The organism is Pseudomonas sp., from assembly GCF_030147005.1.
Taxonomy (GTDB): domain Bacteria; phylum Pseudomonadota; class Gammaproteobacteria; order Pseudomonadales; family Pseudomonadaceae; genus Aquipseudomonas.
The window spans coordinates 1-19,236 of record NZ_JASLAW010000221.1; the positions used below are offsets into that span (position 1 = coordinate 1).

Here is a 19,236-nt window from a genome sequence, read left to right on the forward strand (position 1 = left end):
GCCTGACGGCAGGCCCTAACCAGCCCGAACACAAAAAAACTGATACTCCCGAGCAAGCAAAAAAACACGGCAGTCTTGTGATCGCCGCAACCGCGCTTCCCAGCTCGCAAAGTCGCCGAAATTTGCAGCGTACAGGGCTAGCGACATCCCACGCTCAAGCGCTATATCGCTTGGTAGATATCTGAAGTCTACTTCTGGCCGAACTCCGCCAGTCAAACATCCTCCTCCCCACAGCCCCACACACACCCGATCAAACCCCATGCCGCTCCACCAAAAAATCCACAAACGCCCTCACCCGCGCAGGCATCGCCCCTCCCCCCACAAACACCGCATGAATCGGCTCCACATCCCCTGGGTTATAAGCCTCAAGCAATGCCACCAGGTCCCCGCGTTCAAGATCCTGCGCCACGCTGAACGCCCCTACCCGCGCAATCCCGGCGCCCAGCTTCGCCAACTGCGCCAATGCCTCGCCACTATTCCCCTCAATCGTCCCCGCCACTTTCAATGAAAACTCACGCCCCTCTGCCCGAAACGGCCAATCAGGCGCGGCCCGGCGGAAGTTGAAGCGCAGGCAGTTGTGGTTGAGTAAATCCTGCGGTGTAACCGGGGTACCGTGGCGCGCCAGGTAATCGGGTGAGGCGACGATGACTTGGCCGGTGGAGCCGATGTGGCGGGCGGTCAGGGGGCTGTCGGCGAGTGGGCCGAAGCGGATGGCGACGTCCGCCTGACCGCCGAGGATGTCCACGACCTCATCGCCGAGCATCAGGTCGACGACGATGGCGGGATAGCGGGCGCTGAAGGCGGCGATCAGTGGGACGATGGTCATGCGGCCATGGGCCAGTGCGGCGCTGACTCGCAGGCGTCCGCGTGGGGCGCCCTGGTCGGTGATGGCGTCTTCGACTTCGGCCATGTCCGCCAGGATGCGTCGGGCGCCGCGCAGGTAGGCTTCGCCTTCGGCGGTGAAGGTGATGGCGCGGGTGGTGCGCAGCAGTAGCCGGGTGCCGATGCGCCGCTCGGTGCGGGTGATGATGCGGCTGACGGACGATGGCGTCAGCCCCAGGGCTCGCGCCGCGCCGGACAGGCTGCCGTGCTCGGCGACCATGGCGAACACTTCCATCTCTCCGGAGCGGCCACCGATGTCCATTTGTGCCTCCTGCGCAAAGCTGTAGTTCCCAACCGAGGGCTACTGCTTGAAAAGGCGGAATTGTAGCATTTGACACACAGATGAGGAGTCAACCATGCGTATCAATCCACCCCTTGTAGCGTTGTCCATCGGTGCCTTTGGCATCGGGGTCACAGAGTTTGCACCCATGGGCATGCTGCCCGGTATTGCCGCCGATCTTGGCGTATCCATTCCCGCCGCCGGGCTGTTGGTGAGTGCCTATGCCATGGGCGTGCTGATCGGCGCGCCGATCATGACGCTCGCCACGGCCAGGGTTCCGCGCCGTTATCTGCTGGTCGGGCTGATGGCGATTTTCACCTTGGGTAACTTGCTCTCCGCGTTGGCCACCAGCTATCAGACCTTGATGATCGCCAGGCTGGTGACGTCGCTGAATCACGGGGCTTTCTTTGGGATTGGCTCGATTGTGGCCGCGAGCCTGGTGGCGCCCGAAAAGCGCGCGGGAGCTGTCGCGGCGATGTTCATGGGGCTGACCCTGGCAACCATTGGGGGTGTGCCGCTGGCCACCTGGTTTGGCGAGAATTTTGGTTGGCGCACGGCGTTCTGGGGCATCAGTGGATTGGGTGCGGCGGTCATGGCCGCACTGTGGTGGGCATTGCCCAATGCTCCCGCGCCCAAAGGTGGCGGGCTGATGGCGGAAATTCGCGTGCTGGGGCGCGGACCGGTGCTGGCGGCGTTGGCGCTGACGGTCGTGGGCTCCAGTGCGATGTTCACGGTGTTCACTTATATCGCGCCGATTTTGCGGGATGTCACCCACGCGTCGACTAACTTCATCACCGGGATGCTCGTGCTGTTCGGTATCGGCCTGACCCTCGGCAATGTGTGGGGCGGCAAGTCAGCGGACCGTTCAGTGGACCGCACGCTCATCACCTCGCTGGTGGTGTTGATTGCCGTGCTGCTGGCTTTCTCGGTACTTATGCAATGGCCGCTTCCTGCCGCGCTGTCGATTCTGCTGTGGGGCGCCGCCAGTTTTGCCTTGGTGCCGCCGTTGCAAATGCGTGTGATGGAAGCCGCCAGGGATGCGCCTAACCTGGCCTGCGCGATGAACATCGGCGCGTTCAATTTCGGCAATGCGATTGGGGCGGCACTGGGTGGCGCGGTGATCAACGCCGGGCTGGGCTACCCGGCCATTTCCCTGGCAGGCGCGTTGATGGCAGGACTGGGTTTGGTAATGGTGCTGTGGTTGAGCTGGCGTTCGCGGCGTGTGGGTGCTCGCGCCTGCCGGGAAGCCGTGAAAGCCTGAACGCCGACGCCAGTAATGACCATGACCAGAATTGACATTGGTGCCATCGAAACTGCCATTGCGCGGGACTGACGTGGGAGCGCTCGAGCTTTAGCGAGGCCGCGAGGGCGTTGGGTGGCGCAATACCTATTCCAGCAGTGCCGCCGCCATCGTAGCCTCGCCAAGGCTCGCCAACGCCCACATTCGATCTCGAGCAACCCCCTCTTCTCCCATCAGCCATGCGCCAAAAAATGTCATGCAACGGACCGCTCGGTTGCGACCCGGGCGATACCGGCCTATGTTTCAAGCCATGCTCTGATTTGCTGTCCCCCCGCTCTGCGCCCATCCCGTAACCAGGTGACGACATGCCCACCCTATCCCGCCCCGCCGTACTTGAACTGATCGGTAACACGCCGCTGGTCAAAGTCAGCCGCTTCGATACCGGCCCTTGCACGCTGTTTCTCAAGCTTGAGTCGCAAAACCCCGGTGGTTCGATCAAGGACCGTATCGGCCTGGCGATGATCGACGCCGCCGAGCGCGACGGCCGTCTGCGCCCCGGTGGCACCATTATCGAGGCCACCGCCGGCAATACCGGGCTCGGCCTGGCGCTGGTCGGCCGGGCCAAAGGCTACCGCGTGGTGCTGGTGGTGCCGGACAAGATGTCCACGGAAAAAGTACTGCACCTCAAGGCCATGGGCGCCGAGGTGCACATCACGCGCTCCGATGTGGGCAAGGGCCACCCCGAGTATTACCAGGACGTGGCCGCGCGTCTGGCCAAAGACATTCCGGGCTCGTTCTTCGCCGACCAGTTCAACAACCCGGCCAATCCTCTAGCCCATGAAACCAGCACCGCGCCGGAGATCTGGGCGCAGACCCAGCACGATGTCGATGCGATTGTGGTGGGCGTCGGCTCGGCCGGCACCCTCACCGGCTTGACCCGTTTCTTCAAACGCGTGCAGCCCGAACTGGCCATGGTACTGGCCGATCCTGTGGGTTCGGTGATGGCCGAGTACAGCCGCAGCGGCCAGTTGCAAACACCCGGCTCCTGGGCGGTAGAAGGCATCGGCGAGGATTTCATTCCGTCGATTGCGGACCTGTCCAGCGTGCGCCACGCTTACTCCATCAGCGATGAAGAGAGCTTCGACCATGCTCGCCAGCTGCTCAAGGCCGAAGGCATTCTCGGTGGCTCGTCCACCGGCACCCTGCTCGCCGCCGCGCTGCGTTATTGCCGTGAGCAAACCGAGCCCAAGCGCGTGGTCACCTTTGTGTGCGACACCGGCACGCGCTACCTGTCCAAGGTCTACAACGACCAATGGATGAACGACGCCGGCCTGTTGCAATACAAGCACTACGGCGACCTGCGCGACTTGATCGCCCGCCGCTTCGAAGATGGCCGGGTGATCAGCGTAAGCCCCGACGACACCCTGCTCACCGCCTTCCAGCGCATGCGCCTGGCGGACGTTTCGCAACTGCCGGTGCTGGTGGATGGCACGCAACTGGCGGGCGTTATCGATGAGTCCGACCTGCTGCTGGGCCTGCACCAGGACGCCACGCATTTTTCCATGAGCGTAGCCAGCGCCATGACCCGCACACCGCACACCCTGGCCCCCAGCGCCAGCCTGGCCGAACTGCAGGCGGAGCTGGATCGCGGCCTGGTCGCCATCATTGCCGACGCCTCGGGCTTCCATGGCCTGATCACCCGCGTCGACCTGCTCAACCACCTACGGAGATCCCTTGCATGAGCCAGCCCGATAAAAGCGCATTTGCCACCCGTGTGATCCATGCCGGGCAATCCCCCGATCCGACCACGGGCGCGCTGATGCCGCCGATCTATGCCAACTCCACCTACCTGCAAGACAGCCCTGGCGTGCACAAAGGCTTCGACTACGGCCGCTCCCACAACCCCACGCGCTTCGCCCTGGAACGTTGCGTGGCCGACCTTGAAGGCGGCACTCAGGCCTTCGCGTTTGCCTCTGGGCTGGCGGCGATTTCGACGGTGCTTGAGCTGCTCGATGCCGGTGCCCACATCGTTTCCGGTAATGACTTGTATGGGGGCACCTTCCGCCTGTTCGACAAGGTGCGTCAGCGCAGCGCCGGGCACACATTCAGCTATGTAGACCTGAGTGATGTATCGGCATTTGAGGCGTCGCTGCGGGACGACACGCGCATGGTCTGGGTCGAAACGCCCAGCAACCCCCTGCTGAGCCTGACCGACCTCAGCGCCATCGCCCGCCTCTGCCGCGCCCGCGGCATCCTGTGCGTTGCCGACAATACTTTCGCCAGCCCGTGGATCCAGCGCCCGTTGGAGCTGGGTTGCGACATCGTGGTGCACTCCACCACCAAGTACCTCAACGGCCACTCGGATGTGATCGGCGGCATCGCCATCGTTGGCGACAACCCTGAATTGGCTGAGCGCCTGGGCTTCCTGCAAAACTCGGTGGGCGCCATCGCCGGGCCCTTCGATGCGTTCCTGACCCTGCGCGGAGTGAAAACCCTGGCCCTGCGCATGGAGCGCCATTGCCGCAACGCGCTGGAACTGGCGACCTGGCTGGAACAGCAACCGCAGGTGTCGCGGGTTTATTACCCTGGCCTGAAATCTCACCCACAGCACGAACTGGCCAAGCGGCAGATGCGCGGCTTCGGCGGGATGATTTCAGTGGACCTTAACAGCGACCTGGCGGGCGCCACGCGCTTTCTGGAAAACGTAAAAATCTTCGCCCTGGCCGAGAGCCTGGGCGGCGTGGAGAGCCTGATCGAACATCCGGCGATCATGACCCACGCGAGCATCCCGGCGGCGACGCGAGCGCAGTTGGGGATTGGCGATGGGTTGGTGCGGTTGTCGGTGGGGGTTGAGGATGTGGAGGATTTGCGCGCGGATTTAGCCCAGGCTTTGGCCCATATATAAATCGCCCATCACCGAGGCCCCAAATGTGGAAGGGGTTTGCAGTCAAGCTTTGTGTAGGAGCGAGCTTGCTCGCGAAAAACCTCAACGATAATGGGCGCTTCCTGGATGAACGCGGCGCCTGTGAGTTTTTCGCGAGCAAGCTCGCTCCTACGGAGGGTTTCAGTGTCAGACGCGGGTTACGTTGGCCCGCGCCGCATGCAGCTTCTTGTAGCTGTCGATCAAGCGCAAATGCCGGTCCAAGCCTTCCAGCTTCATGCTGGTCGGCGTTAGCCCGTAAAAGCGCACGCTGCCGTCGACCGAGCCGATCACCGCATCCATGCGCTCATTACCAAACATACGGCGGAAGTTGGCTTCGTAGTCGGCCAGTTCCAGGTCGTCGTCCAGCTGCATTTCCAGCACCGCGTTTACCGCCTGGTAGAACAGCCCACGCTCGACGGTGTTGTCGTTGTACTGCAGGAACATCTCCACGCATTCCTTGGCTTCTTCATGCTGCTGCAGGGCGAGGAAGATCAGCAGCTTCAACTCCAGAATGGTCAGTTGGCCCCAAACGGTGTTGTCGTCGAATTCAATGCCGATCAACGTGGTGATGTCGGTGTAGTCGTCCAGTTCACTTTCTATCAGGCGCTCGACCAACGCTTGCAACTGCGCTTCATCGAGGCGGTGCAGGTTGAGGATGTCTTCGCGGAAAAACAGCGCCTTGTTGGTGTTGTCCCAGATCAGGTCGTCCACCGGGTAGATTTCCGAGTAGTCCGGCACCAGGATGCGGCAGGCGGTGGCGCCCAGGTGTTCGTAAACCGCCATGTACGACTCTTTGCCCATGCCCTGCAGAATGCCGAACAGCGTCGCAGCCTCCTCGGCGTTGGAGTCTTCGCCCTGGCCGGAGAAATCCCATTCGACGAATTCATAATCCGACCGGGCACTGAAGAAGCGCCACGACACCACACCGCTGGAGTCGATAAAGTGCTCGACGAAATTGTTCGGCTCGGTGACCGCCTGGCCTTCGAAGGTCGGCTGCGGCAGGTCGTTCAACCCTTCGAAACTGCGGCCTTGCAGCAGTTCGGTGAGGCTGCGCTCCAGTGCCACTTCAAGGCTTGGGTGCGCGCCGAACGAGGCGAATACACCGCCGGTGCGCGGGTTCATCAGGGTCACGCACATCACCGGGAATTCACCCCCCAGGGACGCATCCTTGACCAACACCGGGAAGCCCTGGGCTTCCAGGCCTTCGATGCCTGCCAGGATGGCGGGGTATTTGGCCAAGACCTCAGCCGGTACATCCGGCAGCGCAAATTCACCTTCGATGATTTCGCGCTTCACCGCCCGCTCGAAAATCTCCGACAGGCACTGCACCTGAGCTTCAGCCAAGGTATTGCCGGCACTCATGCCGTTGCTCAGGTAGAGGTTTTCGATCAGGTTAGAGGGGAAATACACCACTTCACCATCGGACTGGCGCACAAACGGCAGCGAGACAATGCCGCGCGCTTCGTTACCGGAGTTGGTGTCGAACAGGTGCGAACCGCGCAGCTCGCCGTCGCGGTTGTAAATCTTCAGGCAGTAGGCGTCGAGGATTTCACTCGGCAACGCGTCGTCCGGGCCCGGCTGAAACCAGCGTTCATCCGGGTAATGCACGAAGGGCGCATTGGCCAGCTCCTCGCCCCAGAACTGGTCGTTGTAAAAGAAGTTGCAGTTGAGCCGTTCGATAAATTCGCCCAACGCCGACGCCAGCGCGCCTTCCTTGGTCGCGCCCTTGCCGTTGGTAAAGCACATCGGCGAATGGGCGTCGCGGATATGCAGCGACCAGACGTTCGGCACGATATTGCGCCACGAGGCGATCTCGATCTTCATGCCCAGGCCCGCGAGAATCGCCGACATATTGGCGATGGTCTGCTCCAGCGGCAGGTCCTTGCCGGCGATGTAAGTGCCCGCCTCCGAGGTCGAGTTGGGCATCAATAACGCCTGAGCGTCGGCGTCGAGGTTGTCCACTTGCTCGATCACAAACTCGGGGCCGGCCTGCACCACTTTCTTCACGGTGCAGCGGTCGATGGAGCGCAGGATGCCCTGGCGGTCCTTGTCCGAGATGTCCGCCGGCAGCTCGACCTGAATCTTGAAGATCTGGTTGTAGCGGTTCTCCGGGTCGACGATGTTGTTCTGCGACAGGCGAATATTCTCGGTGGGAATATTGCGCGTGGCGCAGTACAACTTCACAAAGTACGCCGCGCACAACGCCGACGAAGCCAGGAAGTAATCGAATGGCCCCGGCGCCGAACCGTCGCCCTTGTAGCGAATCGGCTGGTCGGCAATCACCGTGAAGTCATCGAACTTGGCTTCAAGCCGGAGGTTGTCGAGAAAGTTGACCTTAATTTCCATGCGGGCACACCAGAATAACGAGCTAAACAAAATGGCCGTCATTATGAAGATTTTCGCCGGGAAGTCTCAGGGTTTTGCGTGTGGGCTGCTGATCGGTAGCGCTATACGGGCAGGCCGGCGGGGCCCGAGCCGCCGACCAGGTGCGCCCGTTGTCGAGCGTCAGCGCGGCTGCCTGCGATACATCCCCGTCAGATAATCCTGCGCGTCCGGCGCCGAGTTGTGATTGATCACGGCAAAGTTCTTCACCAGTTGTATGTGATACGGCCCATTGGATTTGGGCGCCAGGGGTTCGCGCACGATGATCAGGTTGTCGGTTTCCATCGGCAGGCGGTGCTGCACCGTGACGATCACATTGGAGGTGCCGGCGTCCTTGAGGGTGATGCTCAATTCGGCAATTTCCCGGCCCTGGGCATCGCGCTCGGGCAGGATGTTCAGGTCCAGGTCACCGTCGCGGCCGAGGAAATCATCGCGCATCTGGTAGTGGCCGCTGCGCTGGTCGCGGGGTACATCGCCGAGTTTTTTGTATTCCGGTTCGCGGTCCTCGTAGCGCAAGTCGATGTCCAGTTCGCGCGGGTTGCCCTTGGCGTCGCTGACCCAGGTGCCGCTGTAAAGGTAAGGTGCGACGGTCTGCCGGGTGATGCGCCAGATGCCGGTTTGATGGCCGTCATCGGCATACTCATGCAGATAAACAAAGGGTTTTCCATCGTATTCGTCCTGGTCGCCTACCAGCTTGATCGGGTTGCCGCTGCCACTTTTGGTATAACGCAGTTCGCCAATCAAGACCGCACCCTGCTGCTGATACCAGAGCTGCACAGGGATTTTGCCGTCGAGGGTGCCGACGAGGTACTGCGGGTCTTCGTTGACCGGGCCTTCGAGGCGCGGCGTCTCCAGCCACTGGCCGTTTTTCCATTCACCGGTGGTGCGTAGCATATAGCCGCTGGGCATGCTGGAGTTTTCGCCAAATTCCGTAGGCGGGACCTGCTCCTGGGTGTAGGCACTGAGCCGCACCAATTGGCCGTCGCGCATGTGCAAGCGACTGGAACGGGTCCAGCAGCAACCTCTGTCGGATTGGGAATGGATGATGCCGTCGTTCGGGTTGACCGAAAACATACCGCCGAAGGTTTCGTTCGCCAGCTCCGACAACGGCCCGTTGCGCCGCCATTGCGTTTGCTGCGGTTCCTGCAGGTAGACATCGTAGTGGTACTGACTGTCGTCATCGTCGCTGCTGCCATTGCGGATCGCCACATCCTGGCGGCCATCGCCGTCAATATCCAGGAAGTACAGCAAACCGTACTGCCCCATTAAACGATAGGGATCGGTCTTGCCGTTCTGATCCAGCGGCATATTGCCGGCCGGGGTGTGCAACTGCTGGAGGATGTCGAGGGAGGTTTTGTCGCGCAGGGTAATGAGTGCCGGCGCCAGTTGTTGCAGGTCTTGAGGCGCGTCGGGGAACAGCACTTCCACCAGGTAGTGGCCGCTGGGATCGTTGACCGAAAACGAACGCGGCTCGGCCAGGGCGCCAGCCGAGAAGGTCATGAACAGGCATACAGCGCTGACGAGCGAACGCATTCAAAGCATCCTTGCTTAAAGTCGGGGCGCGCAGTGTAAAGGCAAATGCTGGAGGCATCGAACAAATCACTGCCATGGATCGCGTAGTGGTCCGCCTGCCGTTGGCGGACCCTACGCGTGTACCGGTTTTCAGTTTTCCCGATCGCCTTCTTGCACCATCGCTTGCCAGGCCTTCACGCTGGCGCGCTCGTTCATCCTGGCGTGCCAGGCATGCAGCGCCTCACAGTCCTCGGGCACGGGCAGCTTGACCAACGATGCGAAGATCAGGCCGCCCAATAAGGCAATGTCGGCCATCGAAAACGCCTCGCCCGCCACAAAGGACCGGTGCTTGAGGATGGCGTCGAAGTGGCGCATGCCTCTTACGGCCTTGTCCCGCATGCGCTCGCCCCATTCAGCGTTCTGGTAAAGCTCGACCTCAGGCCCCAGCCCCGGTGTTGCGTGGTGAAAGTAAACGCTGACCGCATCCATCAATTCGATTTCCGCGCGCCGCGTCATCATATGAATGAGGCCTTGCTCCGTCGGCGTTTTGCCGGTGAGCAGCGGGTCGCCGTCCAAAACGTCCAGGTATTGGGTGATGGCCGTGCACTCAGCGATCAGGGTACCGTCCTGCAACTCCAGCACAGGCAAGGTTCCGGAATAATTCAGGGCGAGAAAGGCCGGCTGTTTGTGCTTGCCCTTCCAGAGGTTGATGGACACGAACTCGGTGCGTGCGAGCAGCCCTTTTTCTGCCAGGGCGATTCGAACACGCGCCGGGTAAGGCCCGTTATACCAGTCGTAGATTTTCAACACGGGGTTTTGGGTGCCTTCGGAATGCGTCTGTTGCAAAGTCATGATTAAGCCGCCTACCTGTCAAGTGGTAGGTAAAGATTGCGAGCTTTATCCTGGGCTGTCAACCGCTACCTGTCAGTTGGCAGGTAAAAACATTTGCGCGTAGAATCCGCCCTACCGCCAACCCTCGAGGACTCAATACGTGAGCGAAAACGCCCGGGAAGCCATTCTGGAAGCCGCTAAAATCGCGGCGCAGCATTTCGGCTACAGCGGAATCAACTTTCGCAGCATTGGGGAAACGGTGGGGATCAAGAACGCCAGTATCTATTACCACTTCCCAAGCAAGGCCGAGCTCGGCGCGGCAGTTGCCCAACGCTATCGGGAAGACACCGCCCACGTGCTCGAAGCAATCCACCGCGAAACGCCCGACCCGCGCGAATGCCTGCGACGCTACCCGAGCATTTTTCGAACCTCACTCGAAAACGGCAACCGGCTGTGCCTGTCCAGCTTTATGGCGGCCGAATACCAGGACTTGCCCGAGCCGGTAAAAAAACAGATCGTCGCGTTCGCCGATATCAACGTGGCTTGGCTGGCCGCACGACTTATTGAGCTTGAGCTGGGCGATGAGGAAAGGTGCCAGCGCCGCGCCCGAGCGATTTACACCGCCATCGCCGGCGCGCAATTGATTGCTCGCACGCGCGCGGATATCGGTTTGTATGATGAGTTGGTCGAGAGCTATCAGGATGCGGGGCTGCTCCCGGTCTAACCCATTAAGGCGCAGGCACATACGCGCAAATCACTGTTCGCCGCCCTGCCCCGGCTGTTATGTTTCGCGTTTCATACGCGATAGGACAGCCCATGGAACCGTTAGCGACGAGTGCAGCGTTGGTGATCATCGACATGCAAAAAGGCATGGGCGACCCCGCTCTCGGTAAGCGCAATAATCCAGACGCTGAACGGCATATGCAGCGGCTCCTTAACGCATGGCGACAGGCGCAACGCCCGGTTATTCATGTACGGCATATCTCCCGTTTCCCAGGCTCGGTGTTCTGGCCAGGGCAGCCAGGCTGCGAATTCCAGGACGCGCTGCAGCCCCTCGCCCATGAACATGTCGTGGAAAAAAACGTTCCGGATGCGTTCACTCACTCGGGCCTGGAGCGCTGGCTGCACACACGTTCGATCAGGCAACTGGTGATCGCCGGGGTCATTACCAATAATTCCGTGGAGGCCACGGCGCGCTCGGCGGGCAACCTGGGCTTTGACGTGATCGTAGTCGCGGACGCCTGCTTCACCTTCGACCAGACGGATTTGTCGGGGCGGTTATGGCCGGCGCAAGACGTGCATGCGTTGTCGTTGAGTAACCTGGCGATGGACTATGCCCGGGTGATCGAGACCGAAGCGCTGCTGACCCAAGCGTGTGTGCAGGGGTAGATCGCTCACGATCCGCTTTGAAAAACCCCGGCGTCCACCAGCATCTCGGCCAGCGCTTGCGGCCATACCGTGTCGTTGGTTGAACGAAGTGCCTGAGCCGACCACCAGTGATGATCGGCCATAACCTGGGCTTCCTGTTCAGTCCATTCGGCATTGCAAACCGCCTCACTCGGCGCATGCACGACAAAATATCGTTCAATGGCCTGCACCGTTTCACCGCTCGGCAGCATCAAGGGGAAGGTGCGCTCTGCGACAGAAGGCTGAACACTAGTGATCGTGACGCCAGTTTCTTCGCGCAGCTCGCGAATCGCCGCAGCCTCGAAGGTTTCGCCCGCTTCAACGCCTCCGCCTGGCGTGGCCCAATAGTTTTGGCCCGCCAAAGCGCCTTCCTTATGAACGAACCTGAAAAGCAGTACCTCGTTCGAGGGGCTTATCACCAGTAAGCGTGCGGCCTTGCGCTCGCGCATTTGATTGATTCCTTTCTGATCATGACTGCCAGGTGATTGGTTTATTGCTGTTGCTGCTGCAAAACCATCCAGTCGACAAATGCATCAAGACGCAGCAGGAACGCCTCGCGCTCAGCGCTCGGGTTTCTGGCCTCAAACAGGAAATACGCGATCTGCGCGACCCTGGTTGGATAACGCCGGGTGAACATCGCCACATGTTCCTCCAGCGTCTGCGGGGCCACATCAGAGCTTCGGGCGAACGCAACGTGTGCGTGGAACGGATCAACTTGCGCGCAGCTTCGCGCTGCAAGCGCAGGCGCTGCGGTGTATCAGCGGCTCGCATGATATTCACGCGATAGCTGGACAAGACCTCCGCAAAATCATCGTTCAGCGCCAGGGCAATGTCTCGGCTTGGCCGAAATGGCTCCAAGCGCAATCCAAGGTCATCGCCCCACACGCATCGGCAATGATGCTTGAGCCAGAAACCCCAGCGATTGTGGTTCTCCGGCGCCAATACCTGGGCGCGGTGGCCGATGTCGAAATCGATTTTGGTGACACAGGAATGCCGCTGCTCCAGCGCCAGCCGAGCCAGCTCCAGCTGTTCAAGCAATGGCGCCTGAGGTGAATCGCGCAGTACCAGGGTGAGATCGAGGTCGGACGCTTCGGCAGTGGCATCGCCCCGTGCGACGCTGCCATACAGGTAGATGCCATCCAGCCCGAAAGCGGGCTGTGAAAGCGTCGCCAGTACATCCGCCAGCAACGGCTCGAACTCAGGCTGCACGGGCACAGCGCCGATGGTGACGACGTAGCCATTGGCGTCAACACCGACAGGACATTCAGCGCTCACAGGCGATGCACCTCGATCACCCACTCCTCCTCACTCGGCACGCAAATGTGGCGGGTGATCAAGTGGGATTCAGCGTCGGTGGCGGTGCAAGGGTTGGATTTGCCGGGCGCAATCTTGCCGCAGAGCAGATGCAGGGTAGCCATGGGACAGTTCCTTGGTCGGGCCGCAAAGCATGCCATGGTTCAGGCCGATCGGCTCTGCCAATACGCATAGAACGCCAGTGCCGCGACGTTCTTGTCCTTGGCTTCGAGCATGATGTCGAAGCGATCCAGAAACTGCAGCGCATAGTCATTGGTCCAGCGGTTCCACATTTGCGCGCTGTGGGCGTAGAGGTCGCGCTTGGAGACCACCTTCAACAAGGCCGGCATTTCCAGTTTGTGCTCGGCGTCAAACCCGAGGGCCTGCAGGCTTTCCTGGGGCTGGGAGTAATGCATCGTCGGCCGCACGCCGCGCCAGCTGTCGATCACCCTGGCGACGCGGGGTGAGTCCGGGTCGATGTAATCGTCCTCGTTGATCCAGCAATGGTGAATGTCCAACACCACCGGCGCCAGGTCGGCGACTTGCAGGCAATGGTCCAGGCCGTAGGTTTTCTCATCATTCTCAAAAGTGATGCAGTTGCGCGCCACTTCGGACAAGCGCGACCACACCGCGCGGGTACCCGCCACGCCCAAACGCCCGGCGATATGCACGTTGCACTTGAGGTCCTGGAAGCGCCGGCCGTAGCCCATCATGCGGATCATGTCGGCGTGGTATTCGAACTCGGCCAGGCTGTTCTCCACCACACCTGGGTTTTCCGAGGCCAGCACGCAGTACTGGCCGGGATGAAACGACAGACGAATATCCGACGCCCGCGCCAGCTCACCGATGGCGGCAAAGCCATCCTGCAACTGGCGCTCAATGGCAGGGTCCTGATAGAAAGCGGCAACCTTGGGGTGGCTGTAGAACGGCAACAGATCACTGCTCAGGCGCAGCATGCGCAAAGTCGGCGGCAGTTCGGCGACGTAGGCCAGCAGGCGCAATTGGGCGGCGAGATTGTGGGTGACCACCTCCACCAGTTTATCGCGTGCCACCTGCGGCTCGACGCTGTCCATCCAGCGCAACGTGGTGGTGCGCGGGTTGAACGGGCCTTCGATCAACTTCAGAGCGCTGGCGGAGGGCAGTCGTTCGGCATGTTTGTACTGGCACGCAAAGCCGATGCGAGGATGAGTCATGGGAGCGCCTGGTGATGAGCAATCGTGGAGGTTATAGAGGCTTAGGCGAATCACGCGGCCAAGGGTTCATTCGGCAAATCCGCGTCGAAAAACATCCCGACACGAACCCTTGGTGAACTTTCTCACAAACAGCGCGCTCCTTTCCTATGCAAGGCCCTATACAAAGCCATCGTACACCTGCACCCAAGCGTGCCGAACAATAAGGAGCCGCACCACTTATGACTACCCTTCCCGCCTATCGCTGCACGCCAGGTCCGCTGCATGCGACATTGCTCGCCGGCAGCGTGCCGCTGTTCCTGGGCGCCATGCTCAGTGATATTGCCTACGGCCAGACCTACCAGATTCAATGGGCCAACTTCGCGTCCTGGCTGATCGCCGGTGCGTTGGTGTTCAGTGGTTTCGCCCTGTTATTCGCCCTGGTCAATCTGCTGCGCGCCGAACGCAAGGCCGGGCGCCCCGCCGTCTACTTTCTTGTATTGCTGGCCGCTTGGGTGTTGGGGCTGATCAACGCCTTCCAGCACGCCAAGGATGCCTACGCCATGATGCCGACCGGTCTCGTGCTGTCGGTGGTCGTCACCTTGCTGGCGATGGTGGCGACGTGGATCGGCCTGACAAACTTGCGCTCCGGAGCTGCCCAATGAAAACGACCAGCACATTGACCCTGTTAGGCGCCGCGTTGTTGTTGAGCGCCTGCGGCGGCGAAGGCGACAAGACTCAAGCCCACGGCCCCGACCCCAAGTTACCGGCACAACAAAGCAGCCTGCTGCCGAGCATGAAGATCGCCGAGCCTACAGCCTGGGGCGATCAGAAACCTAAAGTGCCGGAGGGCTACAGCATCACTGCCATCGCCACCGACCTCGCCATTCCGCGCCAGACTTTGGTACTGCCCAACGGCGACATCCTCGTCGCCGAAGGCCGTGGCGGCAGTGCAGCCAAGCTCAAGCCCAAGGATGTGATCGCCAGCCTGATCAAGGCCGAGGGCAATACCAAGGTCAAGAGCGGCAACCGCATCACGCTGTTGCGCGACGCCGATGGTGACGGCACTTACGAACTCAAGACCGTGTTCGCCGAAAACCTCAACGCGCCTTACGGCCTGGCTTATGCCGATGGCAAAGTGTACGTGGCCAACCAGGACGCGCTGGTGCGCTTCGACTATGCCGACGGCCAGACCAAGGCCAGCGGCGCCCCGACCAAGGTCACCGACCTGCCGGCGCAGATCAATCACCACTGGACCAAGGCCCTGGCGGTGAGCGAGGACGGGCGCCAGCTCTATGTAGGGATCGGCTCCAACAGCAACATCACCGAGCGCGGCATGGAAGTGGAAATCGACCGGGCGATGGTCTGGCAGATCGACGCTGCCACCGGTGCGCACAAGCCTTACGCAACCGGCCTGCGCAACCCCACGGCGCTGACCATCCAACCGGGTTCGGGGCAGTTGTGGACGGTGGTCAACGAGCGCGATGAACTGGGCCCGGACCTGGTGCCGGATTACCTCAGCTCGGTGCGCGAAGGCGCCTTCTACGGCTGGCCTTATAGCTACTGGGGCCAGAACGTCGACCCGCGCGCGCAACCGCAAAACCCGGCCAAGGTGGCCGCGGCGATCAAGCCTGATTACAGCCTGGGCTCACACGTTGCGGCACTGGGTGTGGATTTCTCCATCCCGGCCATGGGCGAAAAATTCGCCGACGGCGTATTCGTTGGCGAACACGGCAGCTGGAACCGCGACAATCCGGTGGGCTACAAGGTGATCTTCGTACCGTTCAGCAACGGCAAACCGGCCGGCGAGCCTGTGGACTTCGCCACGGGCTTTCGCGGGGAGGATGGCAAGACACGTGGCCGCCCGGTGGGTGTGACAGTGGACCCGAAAGGGGCGCTGATCATCGCCGACGACTTGGCCAATACGGTCTGGCGGGTAACGCGTAATCAGTAAACCGGCATTGCCGGAGCGGCTTACCTGCTCCGGCACACTCACTCAGAGGTCGGTGATTTCCTTGTGGCGCGGCACCAGCGCCTTCATCACACTCCACGCCACCAAATAAGCCAGGGCGCAGATCGCGAACATGATCATGTAGCCGGTGTGGATGTCGTTGATGGACTTGTAATAGTCGAAGACCCAACCGCCGATCTTGGTCATCACCACACCGCCCAAGCCCCCGGCCATGCCGCCGATACCGACCACCGAAGCGACGGTTTTCTGCGGGAACATGTCCGACACCGTGGTGAAGATATTGCACGACCACGCCTGATGCGCCGAGGCGCCCACGCCGATCAGCAATACCGGAATCCAGAAGCTGATGTAGCCCAACGGCTGAGCCAGCAACACCACCAGCGGGAACAGCGCGATCACCAGCATGGCTTTCATGCGGCCATCGTAGGGCGCGTCACCCCGCGCCATGAAGTAACTGGGAAACCAGCCGCCACCGATACTGCCGACCATGGTCATGCTGTACAGCACGGCCAGCGGCATCACGATATCGGCGCCCTTCATGCCGTACTGCGCCGACAGGAAAGTGGGCAGCCAGAACAGGAAGAACCACCAGACGCCGTCCGTCATGAACTTGCCGAAGGCAAAGGCCCAGGTCTGGCGATAAGTCAGCAACTTGAACCATGAGACTTTTTTCGGCGATGCGCCTGCTGGGGTGGGCGTAAATGGCTGTACCGTCTGATCGCTGCGAATGTAGGCCAGCTCTTCGGCCGACAGGCGCTTTTGCTGCTCCGGTTTTTCGTAGACGGCGGCCCAGACCGCCACCCACAGAAAGCCCAGCATGCCGATGACCATGAATGCTGCTTCCCAGCCCCACATACCGGCGATCAGTGGCACACAAATGGGCGCCAGGATCGCGCCCACGTTAGCGCCCGAGTTGAAGATCCCGGTGGCAAAGGAGCGCTCTTTCTTGGGGAAGTATTCGGCCGTGGCCTTGATCGCGATGGGAAAGTTGCCCGCCTCGCCAATCGCCAGCACAGCGCGTGACAACATAAACCCGGCAATCGACACCGGAATCACCGCCAGGCCGATGGCACTGCTGACCGCCGCGATGCCCTCGCCCATCTGCACCGAGAAGGCATGCATGATCGCGCCGGTGGACCAGATACCGATCGCCACGACGTAAGCGGCCTTGGTGCCGATCTTGTCGACGAACCGCCCGGCAAACAGCATGGAAATCGCATAAACGAACTGGAACACCGCCGCGATGTTGGCGTAATCGGTGTTGCTCCAGCCAAATTGCGTGGACAGCTGCGGCGCCAACAGGCTGAGCACCTGGCGGTCGAGGTAGTTGACGGTAGTGGCGAAAAACAGCATCGCGCAGATCGTCCAGCGATAGCTGCCGACCGCCTGGCCGACACGATGGGCACTGATGGGCTCGTTCAGATTCATGGCATCACTTTTTATTTTTGTTAGGTAGGACATATGTAACGTCATATGTCATCGTACAACTTCGACTTTTATATCGAGCTGTTCGGACGGTGTCAATCTGAAAGATCGCTATTAAATGGGGCTTGCGGAGGGGGTTAAAAATATCAGGTCAAGTGGTTATAGGATGACTAGGCTGCATTGGAGGTGGTCAGCCACTACAACTGCAATCAGTTCCGCCTCCTTCGCAGCCTCGCCGGGGGCTCGACAACTCCCACATTTGATCTGCATTGGCTGGGAGAGCCGAGCCCGCCGTGAGAAAAAATCTCCCATTGGGTGAATTATTTCGTGTCCTCTTGTATCTGAACTGACAGAGCAGTGCCATCGCAGCGATGGCACCTCCCCGTTCAGCTTCTAGAGTGGCCCGCATGAAATTACGTAAAAAACGCGTCAGTCCCATCGGATTGAACGACATCACCATTGTCGACGATAACAAGATGCGCAAGGCGATCACCGCCGCCGCATTGGGCAATGCCATGGAATGGTTCGACTTTGGCGTCTATGGGTTTGTCGCTTACGTGCTGGGCAAGGTCTTCTTCCCGGACGCGTCGCCCAGCGTACAAATGATCGCTGCACTGGCCACCTTCTCCGTGCCCTTCCTGATTCGTCCACTGGGTGGCCTGTTTTTCGGCGCGCTGGGTGACAAATACGGACGGCAGAAAGTCCTCGCCGCCACCATCGTGATCATGTCCCTGAGCACTTTCGCCATCGGCCTGATTCCCGGGTATGCGTCCATTGGCATCTGGGCGCCGATCCTGTTGCTGCTGTGCAAAATGGCCCAGGGTTTCTCGGTGGGCGGCGAGTACACCGGCGCGTCGATTTTCGTCGCCGAATACGCCCCGGACCGCAAGCGCGGTTTTCTCGGCAGTTGGTTGGACTTCGGCTCGATTGCCGGCTTCGTACTCGGCGCCGGCGTGGTGGTATTGATTTCCTCGGTACTCGGCGAAGCGCAATTCGAAGCCTGGGGCTGGCGCCTGCCGTTCTTCCTGGCCCTGCCTTTGGGCATGATCGGCCTGTACCTGCGCCACGCGCTGGAAGAGACTCCGGCATTTCAGCAACACGTCGAAAAGCTCGAACAGGGTGACCGCGAAGGCCTCAGCCATGGCCCCAAGGTGTCATTCAAAGAGATCGCCACCAAGCACTGGCGCAGCCTGCTGACCTGCATTGGTATCGTCGCGGCCACCAACGTGACCTACTACATGCTGCTCACGTACATGCCGAGCTACCTCTCACACAACCTGCATTACGCTGAAAACAGCGGCGTGCTGATCATCATCGCGATCATGGTCGGCATGCTGTTCGTGCAGCCGTTCATTGGTTTTGTCAGCGACAAGATCGGCCGCAAGCCCTTCATCATCGCCGGCAGCATCGGCTTGTTATGCCTGTCTATCCCGGCGTTCATGCTGATTACCAGCGGCAAGACCGGCCTGATCTTCAGCGGCTTGCTGATTCTGGCGATCGTGCTTAACTTCTTTATCGGCGTGATGGCATCCACGCTGCCGGCCATGTTTCCCACCCATTTGCGCTACAGCGCCCTGGCCAGCGCCTTCAACGTCTCGGTACTGATTGCCGGTGTCACGCCTACTGCGGTGGCCTGGCTGGTAGAAAGCACCAACGACCTGTTCATGCCCGCTTACTACCTGATGGTGTTCGCGGTGGTCGGCCTGGTCACGGGCCTGACGATGAAGGAAACTGCCAATAAACCCCTGCGCGGCGCGGCTCCAGCGGCCTCCGACATGGAAGAAGCCAAGGAACTGCTGCAAGAGCACCATGACAATATCGAGCAAAAGATCGAAGATATCGACGCCGAGATTGTCGCGCTCCAAGCAAAGCGCGAGAATCTGGTGCAGCAGCATCCACGGATTAATTAAGACCTGATTA

At 60.7% G+C, this 19,236-nt stretch carries 15 protein-coding genes and 3 pseudogenes; 9 read left to right on the forward strand and 9 right to left on the reverse strand.

Annotated features, from left to right (window positions below):
- A pseudogene (locus tag Q1V60_RS20840) lies at positions 1–185 on the forward strand (hypothetical protein); the annotation flags it as partial.
- 65 nt (positions 186–250) lie between these two features.
- Here the strand turns inward: Q1V60_RS20840 and Q1V60_RS20845 are convergent.
- Complete coding sequence (locus Q1V60_RS20845) at positions 251–1,144, reverse strand: LysR family transcriptional regulator (RefSeq protein WP_300634167.1); 894 nt, start codon at positions 1,142–1,144, stop codon at positions 251–253.
- A gap of 94 nt (positions 1,145–1,238) precedes the next feature.
- Between Q1V60_RS20845 and Q1V60_RS20850 the strand changes: the two genes are divergently transcribed.
- The 3 genes from Q1V60_RS20850 (at position 1,239) to Q1V60_RS20860 (ending at position 5,307) form a co-directional block, all read left to right on the forward strand.
- Positions 1,239–2,423 carry an MFS transporter gene (locus Q1V60_RS20850; RefSeq protein WP_300634170.1) on the forward strand — a complete coding sequence of 395 codons (1,185 nt, stop codon included), beginning with the start codon at positions 1,239–1,241 and terminating at the stop codon, positions 2,421–2,423.
- Positions 2,424–2,767: 344 nt separating this feature from the next.
- Positions 2,768–4,144 (forward strand): cystathionine beta-synthase, encoded by a 1,377-nt coding sequence (locus Q1V60_RS20855; RefSeq protein ID WP_300634173.1) that lies wholly within the window; start codon positions 2,768–2,770, stop codon positions 4,142–4,144.
- Positions 4,141–5,307: a cystathionine gamma-synthase gene (locus Q1V60_RS20860; RefSeq protein ID WP_300634176.1), complete on the forward strand. Its 1,167-nt coding sequence runs from the start codon at positions 4,141–4,143 to the stop codon at positions 5,305–5,307. Before Q1V60_RS20855 ends, Q1V60_RS20860 begins: the two co-directional genes overlap by 4 nt.
- A gap of 165 nt (positions 5,308–5,472) precedes the next feature.
- Here Q1V60_RS20860 and Q1V60_RS20865 read toward each other — a convergent pair whose 3' ends face one another.
- The 3 genes from Q1V60_RS20865 to Q1V60_RS20875 all read right to left on the reverse strand — a co-directional run bounded on the left by Q1V60_RS20865 (position 5,473) and on the right by Q1V60_RS20875 (position 10,071).
- The gene (locus tag Q1V60_RS20865; RefSeq protein WP_300634178.1) at positions 5,473–7,671 is read right to left on the reverse strand and encodes an OsmC domain/YcaO domain-containing protein; all 2,199 of its coding nucleotides are present in this window, start codon (positions 7,669–7,671) and stop codon (positions 5,473–5,475) included.
- 159 nt (positions 7,672–7,830) lie between these two features.
- A complete protein-coding gene (locus Q1V60_RS20870; RefSeq protein ID WP_300634181.1) occupies positions 7,831–9,240 on the reverse strand; it encodes a hypothetical protein in 1,410 nt (469 codons plus the stop codon).
- A gap of 129 nt (positions 9,241–9,369) precedes the next feature.
- Positions 9,370–10,071 (reverse strand): glutathione S-transferase, encoded by a 702-nt coding sequence (locus tag Q1V60_RS20875; RefSeq protein WP_300634182.1) that lies wholly within the window; start codon positions 10,069–10,071, stop codon positions 9,370–9,372.
- 139 nt (positions 10,072–10,210) lie between these two features.
- Here Q1V60_RS20875 and Q1V60_RS20880 point away from each other — a divergent pair, with 139 nt between their 5' ends.
- Both Q1V60_RS20880 and Q1V60_RS20885 read left to right on the forward strand, forming a co-directional pair.
- Positions 10,211–10,774 carry a TetR/AcrR family transcriptional regulator gene (locus Q1V60_RS20880; protein WP_300634184.1) on the forward strand — a complete coding sequence of 188 codons (564 nt, stop codon included), beginning with the start codon at positions 10,211–10,213 and terminating at the stop codon, positions 10,772–10,774.
- A gap of 92 nt (positions 10,775–10,866) precedes the next feature.
- On the forward strand, positions 10,867–11,439 hold the full coding sequence (locus Q1V60_RS20885; RefSeq protein WP_300634186.1) for a cysteine hydrolase family protein: 573 nt from the start codon (positions 10,867–10,869) through the stop codon (positions 11,437–11,439).
- 5 nt (positions 11,440–11,444) lie between these two features.
- On the opposite strand, the gene Q1V60_RS20890 is transcribed toward Q1V60_RS20885, so the two are convergent.
- From Q1V60_RS20890 to uvsE, 4 genes and pseudogenes are all read right to left on the reverse strand, one after another.
- Entirely contained in the window at positions 11,445–11,906 is a 462-nt protein-coding gene (locus Q1V60_RS20890; protein ID WP_300634189.1) for an NUDIX domain-containing protein, read from the reverse strand.
- Between the two features lie 41 nt (positions 11,907–11,947).
- Positions 11,948–12,732, reverse strand: a pseudogene (locus Q1V60_RS20895) (nucleotidyltransferase domain-containing protein).
- Positions 12,729–12,815 (reverse strand): annotated as a pseudogene (locus tag Q1V60_RS24975) (ATP-binding protein); the annotation flags it as partial. The pseudogenes Q1V60_RS24975 and Q1V60_RS20895, both read right to left, overlap by 4 nt.
- A 99-nt stretch (positions 12,816–12,914) precedes the next feature.
- Positions 12,915–13,943, reverse strand: coding sequence for a UV DNA damage repair endonuclease UvsE (gene uvsE / locus Q1V60_RS20905; RefSeq protein ID WP_300634194.1), 1,029 nt, complete (start codon positions 13,941–13,943; stop codon positions 12,915–12,917).
- 218 nt (positions 13,944–14,161) lie between these two features.
- Between uvsE and Q1V60_RS20910 the strand changes: the two genes are divergently transcribed.
- The gene (locus tag Q1V60_RS20910; protein ID WP_300634197.1) at positions 14,162–14,584 is read left to right on the forward strand and encodes a DUF2231 domain-containing protein; all 423 of its coding nucleotides are present in this window, start codon (positions 14,162–14,164) and stop codon (positions 14,582–14,584) included.
- Positions 14,581–15,873 (forward strand): sorbosone dehydrogenase family protein, encoded by a 1,293-nt coding sequence (locus Q1V60_RS20915; RefSeq protein ID WP_300634199.1) that lies wholly within the window; start codon positions 14,581–14,583, stop codon positions 15,871–15,873. The genes Q1V60_RS20910 and Q1V60_RS20915 overlap by 4 nt, the downstream gene beginning before the upstream one ends.
- Before the next feature lie 42 nt (positions 15,874–15,915).
- Here the strand turns inward: Q1V60_RS20915 and Q1V60_RS20920 are convergent, their stop codons facing one another.
- Positions 15,916–17,319 carry an MFS transporter gene (locus tag Q1V60_RS20920; protein ID WP_300634202.1) on the reverse strand — a complete coding sequence of 468 codons (1,404 nt, stop codon included), beginning with the start codon at positions 17,317–17,319 and terminating at the stop codon, positions 15,916–15,918.
- Positions 17,320–17,723: 404 nt separating this feature from the next.
- Between Q1V60_RS20920 and proP the strand changes: the two genes are divergently transcribed.
- Positions 17,724–19,226 (forward strand): glycine betaine/L-proline transporter ProP, encoded by a 1,503-nt coding sequence (proP, locus tag Q1V60_RS20925; protein ID WP_300634205.1) that lies wholly within the window; start codon positions 17,724–17,726, stop codon positions 19,224–19,226.
- Positions 19,227–19,236 lie beyond the last annotated feature (10 nt).

What these genes read in the sequence shown, in the direction of transcription:
- Q1V60_RS20910 (WP_300634197.1), top strand. Translation starts at nt 14,162, where the DNA reads ATGACTACCCTTCCCGCCTATCGCTGCACGCCAGGTCCGCTGCATGCG.
- Q1V60_RS20860 (WP_300634176.1), top strand. Translation starts at nt 4,141, where the DNA reads ATGAGCCAGCCCGATAAAAGCGCATTTGCCACCCGTGTGATCCATGCC.
- proP (WP_300634205.1), top strand. Translation starts at nt 17,724, where the DNA reads ATGAAATTACGTAAAAAACGCGTCAGTCCCATCGGATTGAACGACATC.
- Q1V60_RS20920 (WP_300634202.1), bottom strand. Translation starts at nt 17,319, where the DNA reads ATGAATCTGAACGAGCCCATCAGTGCCCATCGTGTCGGCCAGGCGGTC.
- Q1V60_RS20850 (WP_300634170.1), top strand. Translation starts at nt 1,239, where the DNA reads ATGCGTATCAATCCACCCCTTGTAGCGTTGTCCATCGGTGCCTTTGGC.
- Q1V60_RS20855 (WP_300634173.1), top strand. Translation starts at nt 2,768, where the DNA reads ATGCCCACCCTATCCCGCCCCGCCGTACTTGAACTGATCGGTAACACG.
- Q1V60_RS20890 (WP_300634189.1), bottom strand. Translation starts at nt 11,906, where the DNA reads ATGCGCGAGCGCAAGGCCGCACGCTTACTGGTGATAAGCCCCTCGAAC.
- Q1V60_RS20885 (WP_300634186.1), top strand. Translation starts at nt 10,867, where the DNA reads ATGGAACCGTTAGCGACGAGTGCAGCGTTGGTGATCATCGACATGCAA.
- Q1V60_RS20865 (WP_300634178.1), bottom strand. Translation starts at nt 7,671, where the DNA reads ATGGAAATTAAGGTCAACTTTCTCGACAACCTCCGGCTTGAAGCCAAG.
- Q1V60_RS20915 (WP_300634199.1), top strand. Translation starts at nt 14,581, where the DNA reads ATGAAAACGACCAGCACATTGACCCTGTTAGGCGCCGCGTTGTTGTTG.
- Q1V60_RS20875 (WP_300634182.1), bottom strand. Translation starts at nt 10,071, where the DNA reads ATGACTTTGCAACAGACGCATTCCGAAGGCACCCAAAACCCCGTGTTG.
- uvsE (WP_300634194.1), bottom strand. Translation starts at nt 13,943, where the DNA reads ATGACTCATCCTCGCATCGGCTTTGCGTGCCAGTACAAACATGCCGAA.
- Q1V60_RS20845 (WP_300634167.1), bottom strand. Translation starts at nt 1,144, where the DNA reads ATGGACATCGGTGGCCGCTCCGGAGAGATGGAAGTGTTCGCCATGGTC.
- Q1V60_RS20870 (WP_300634181.1), bottom strand. Translation starts at nt 9,240, where the DNA reads ATGCGTTCGCTCGTCAGCGCTGTATGCCTGTTCATGACCTTCTCGGCT.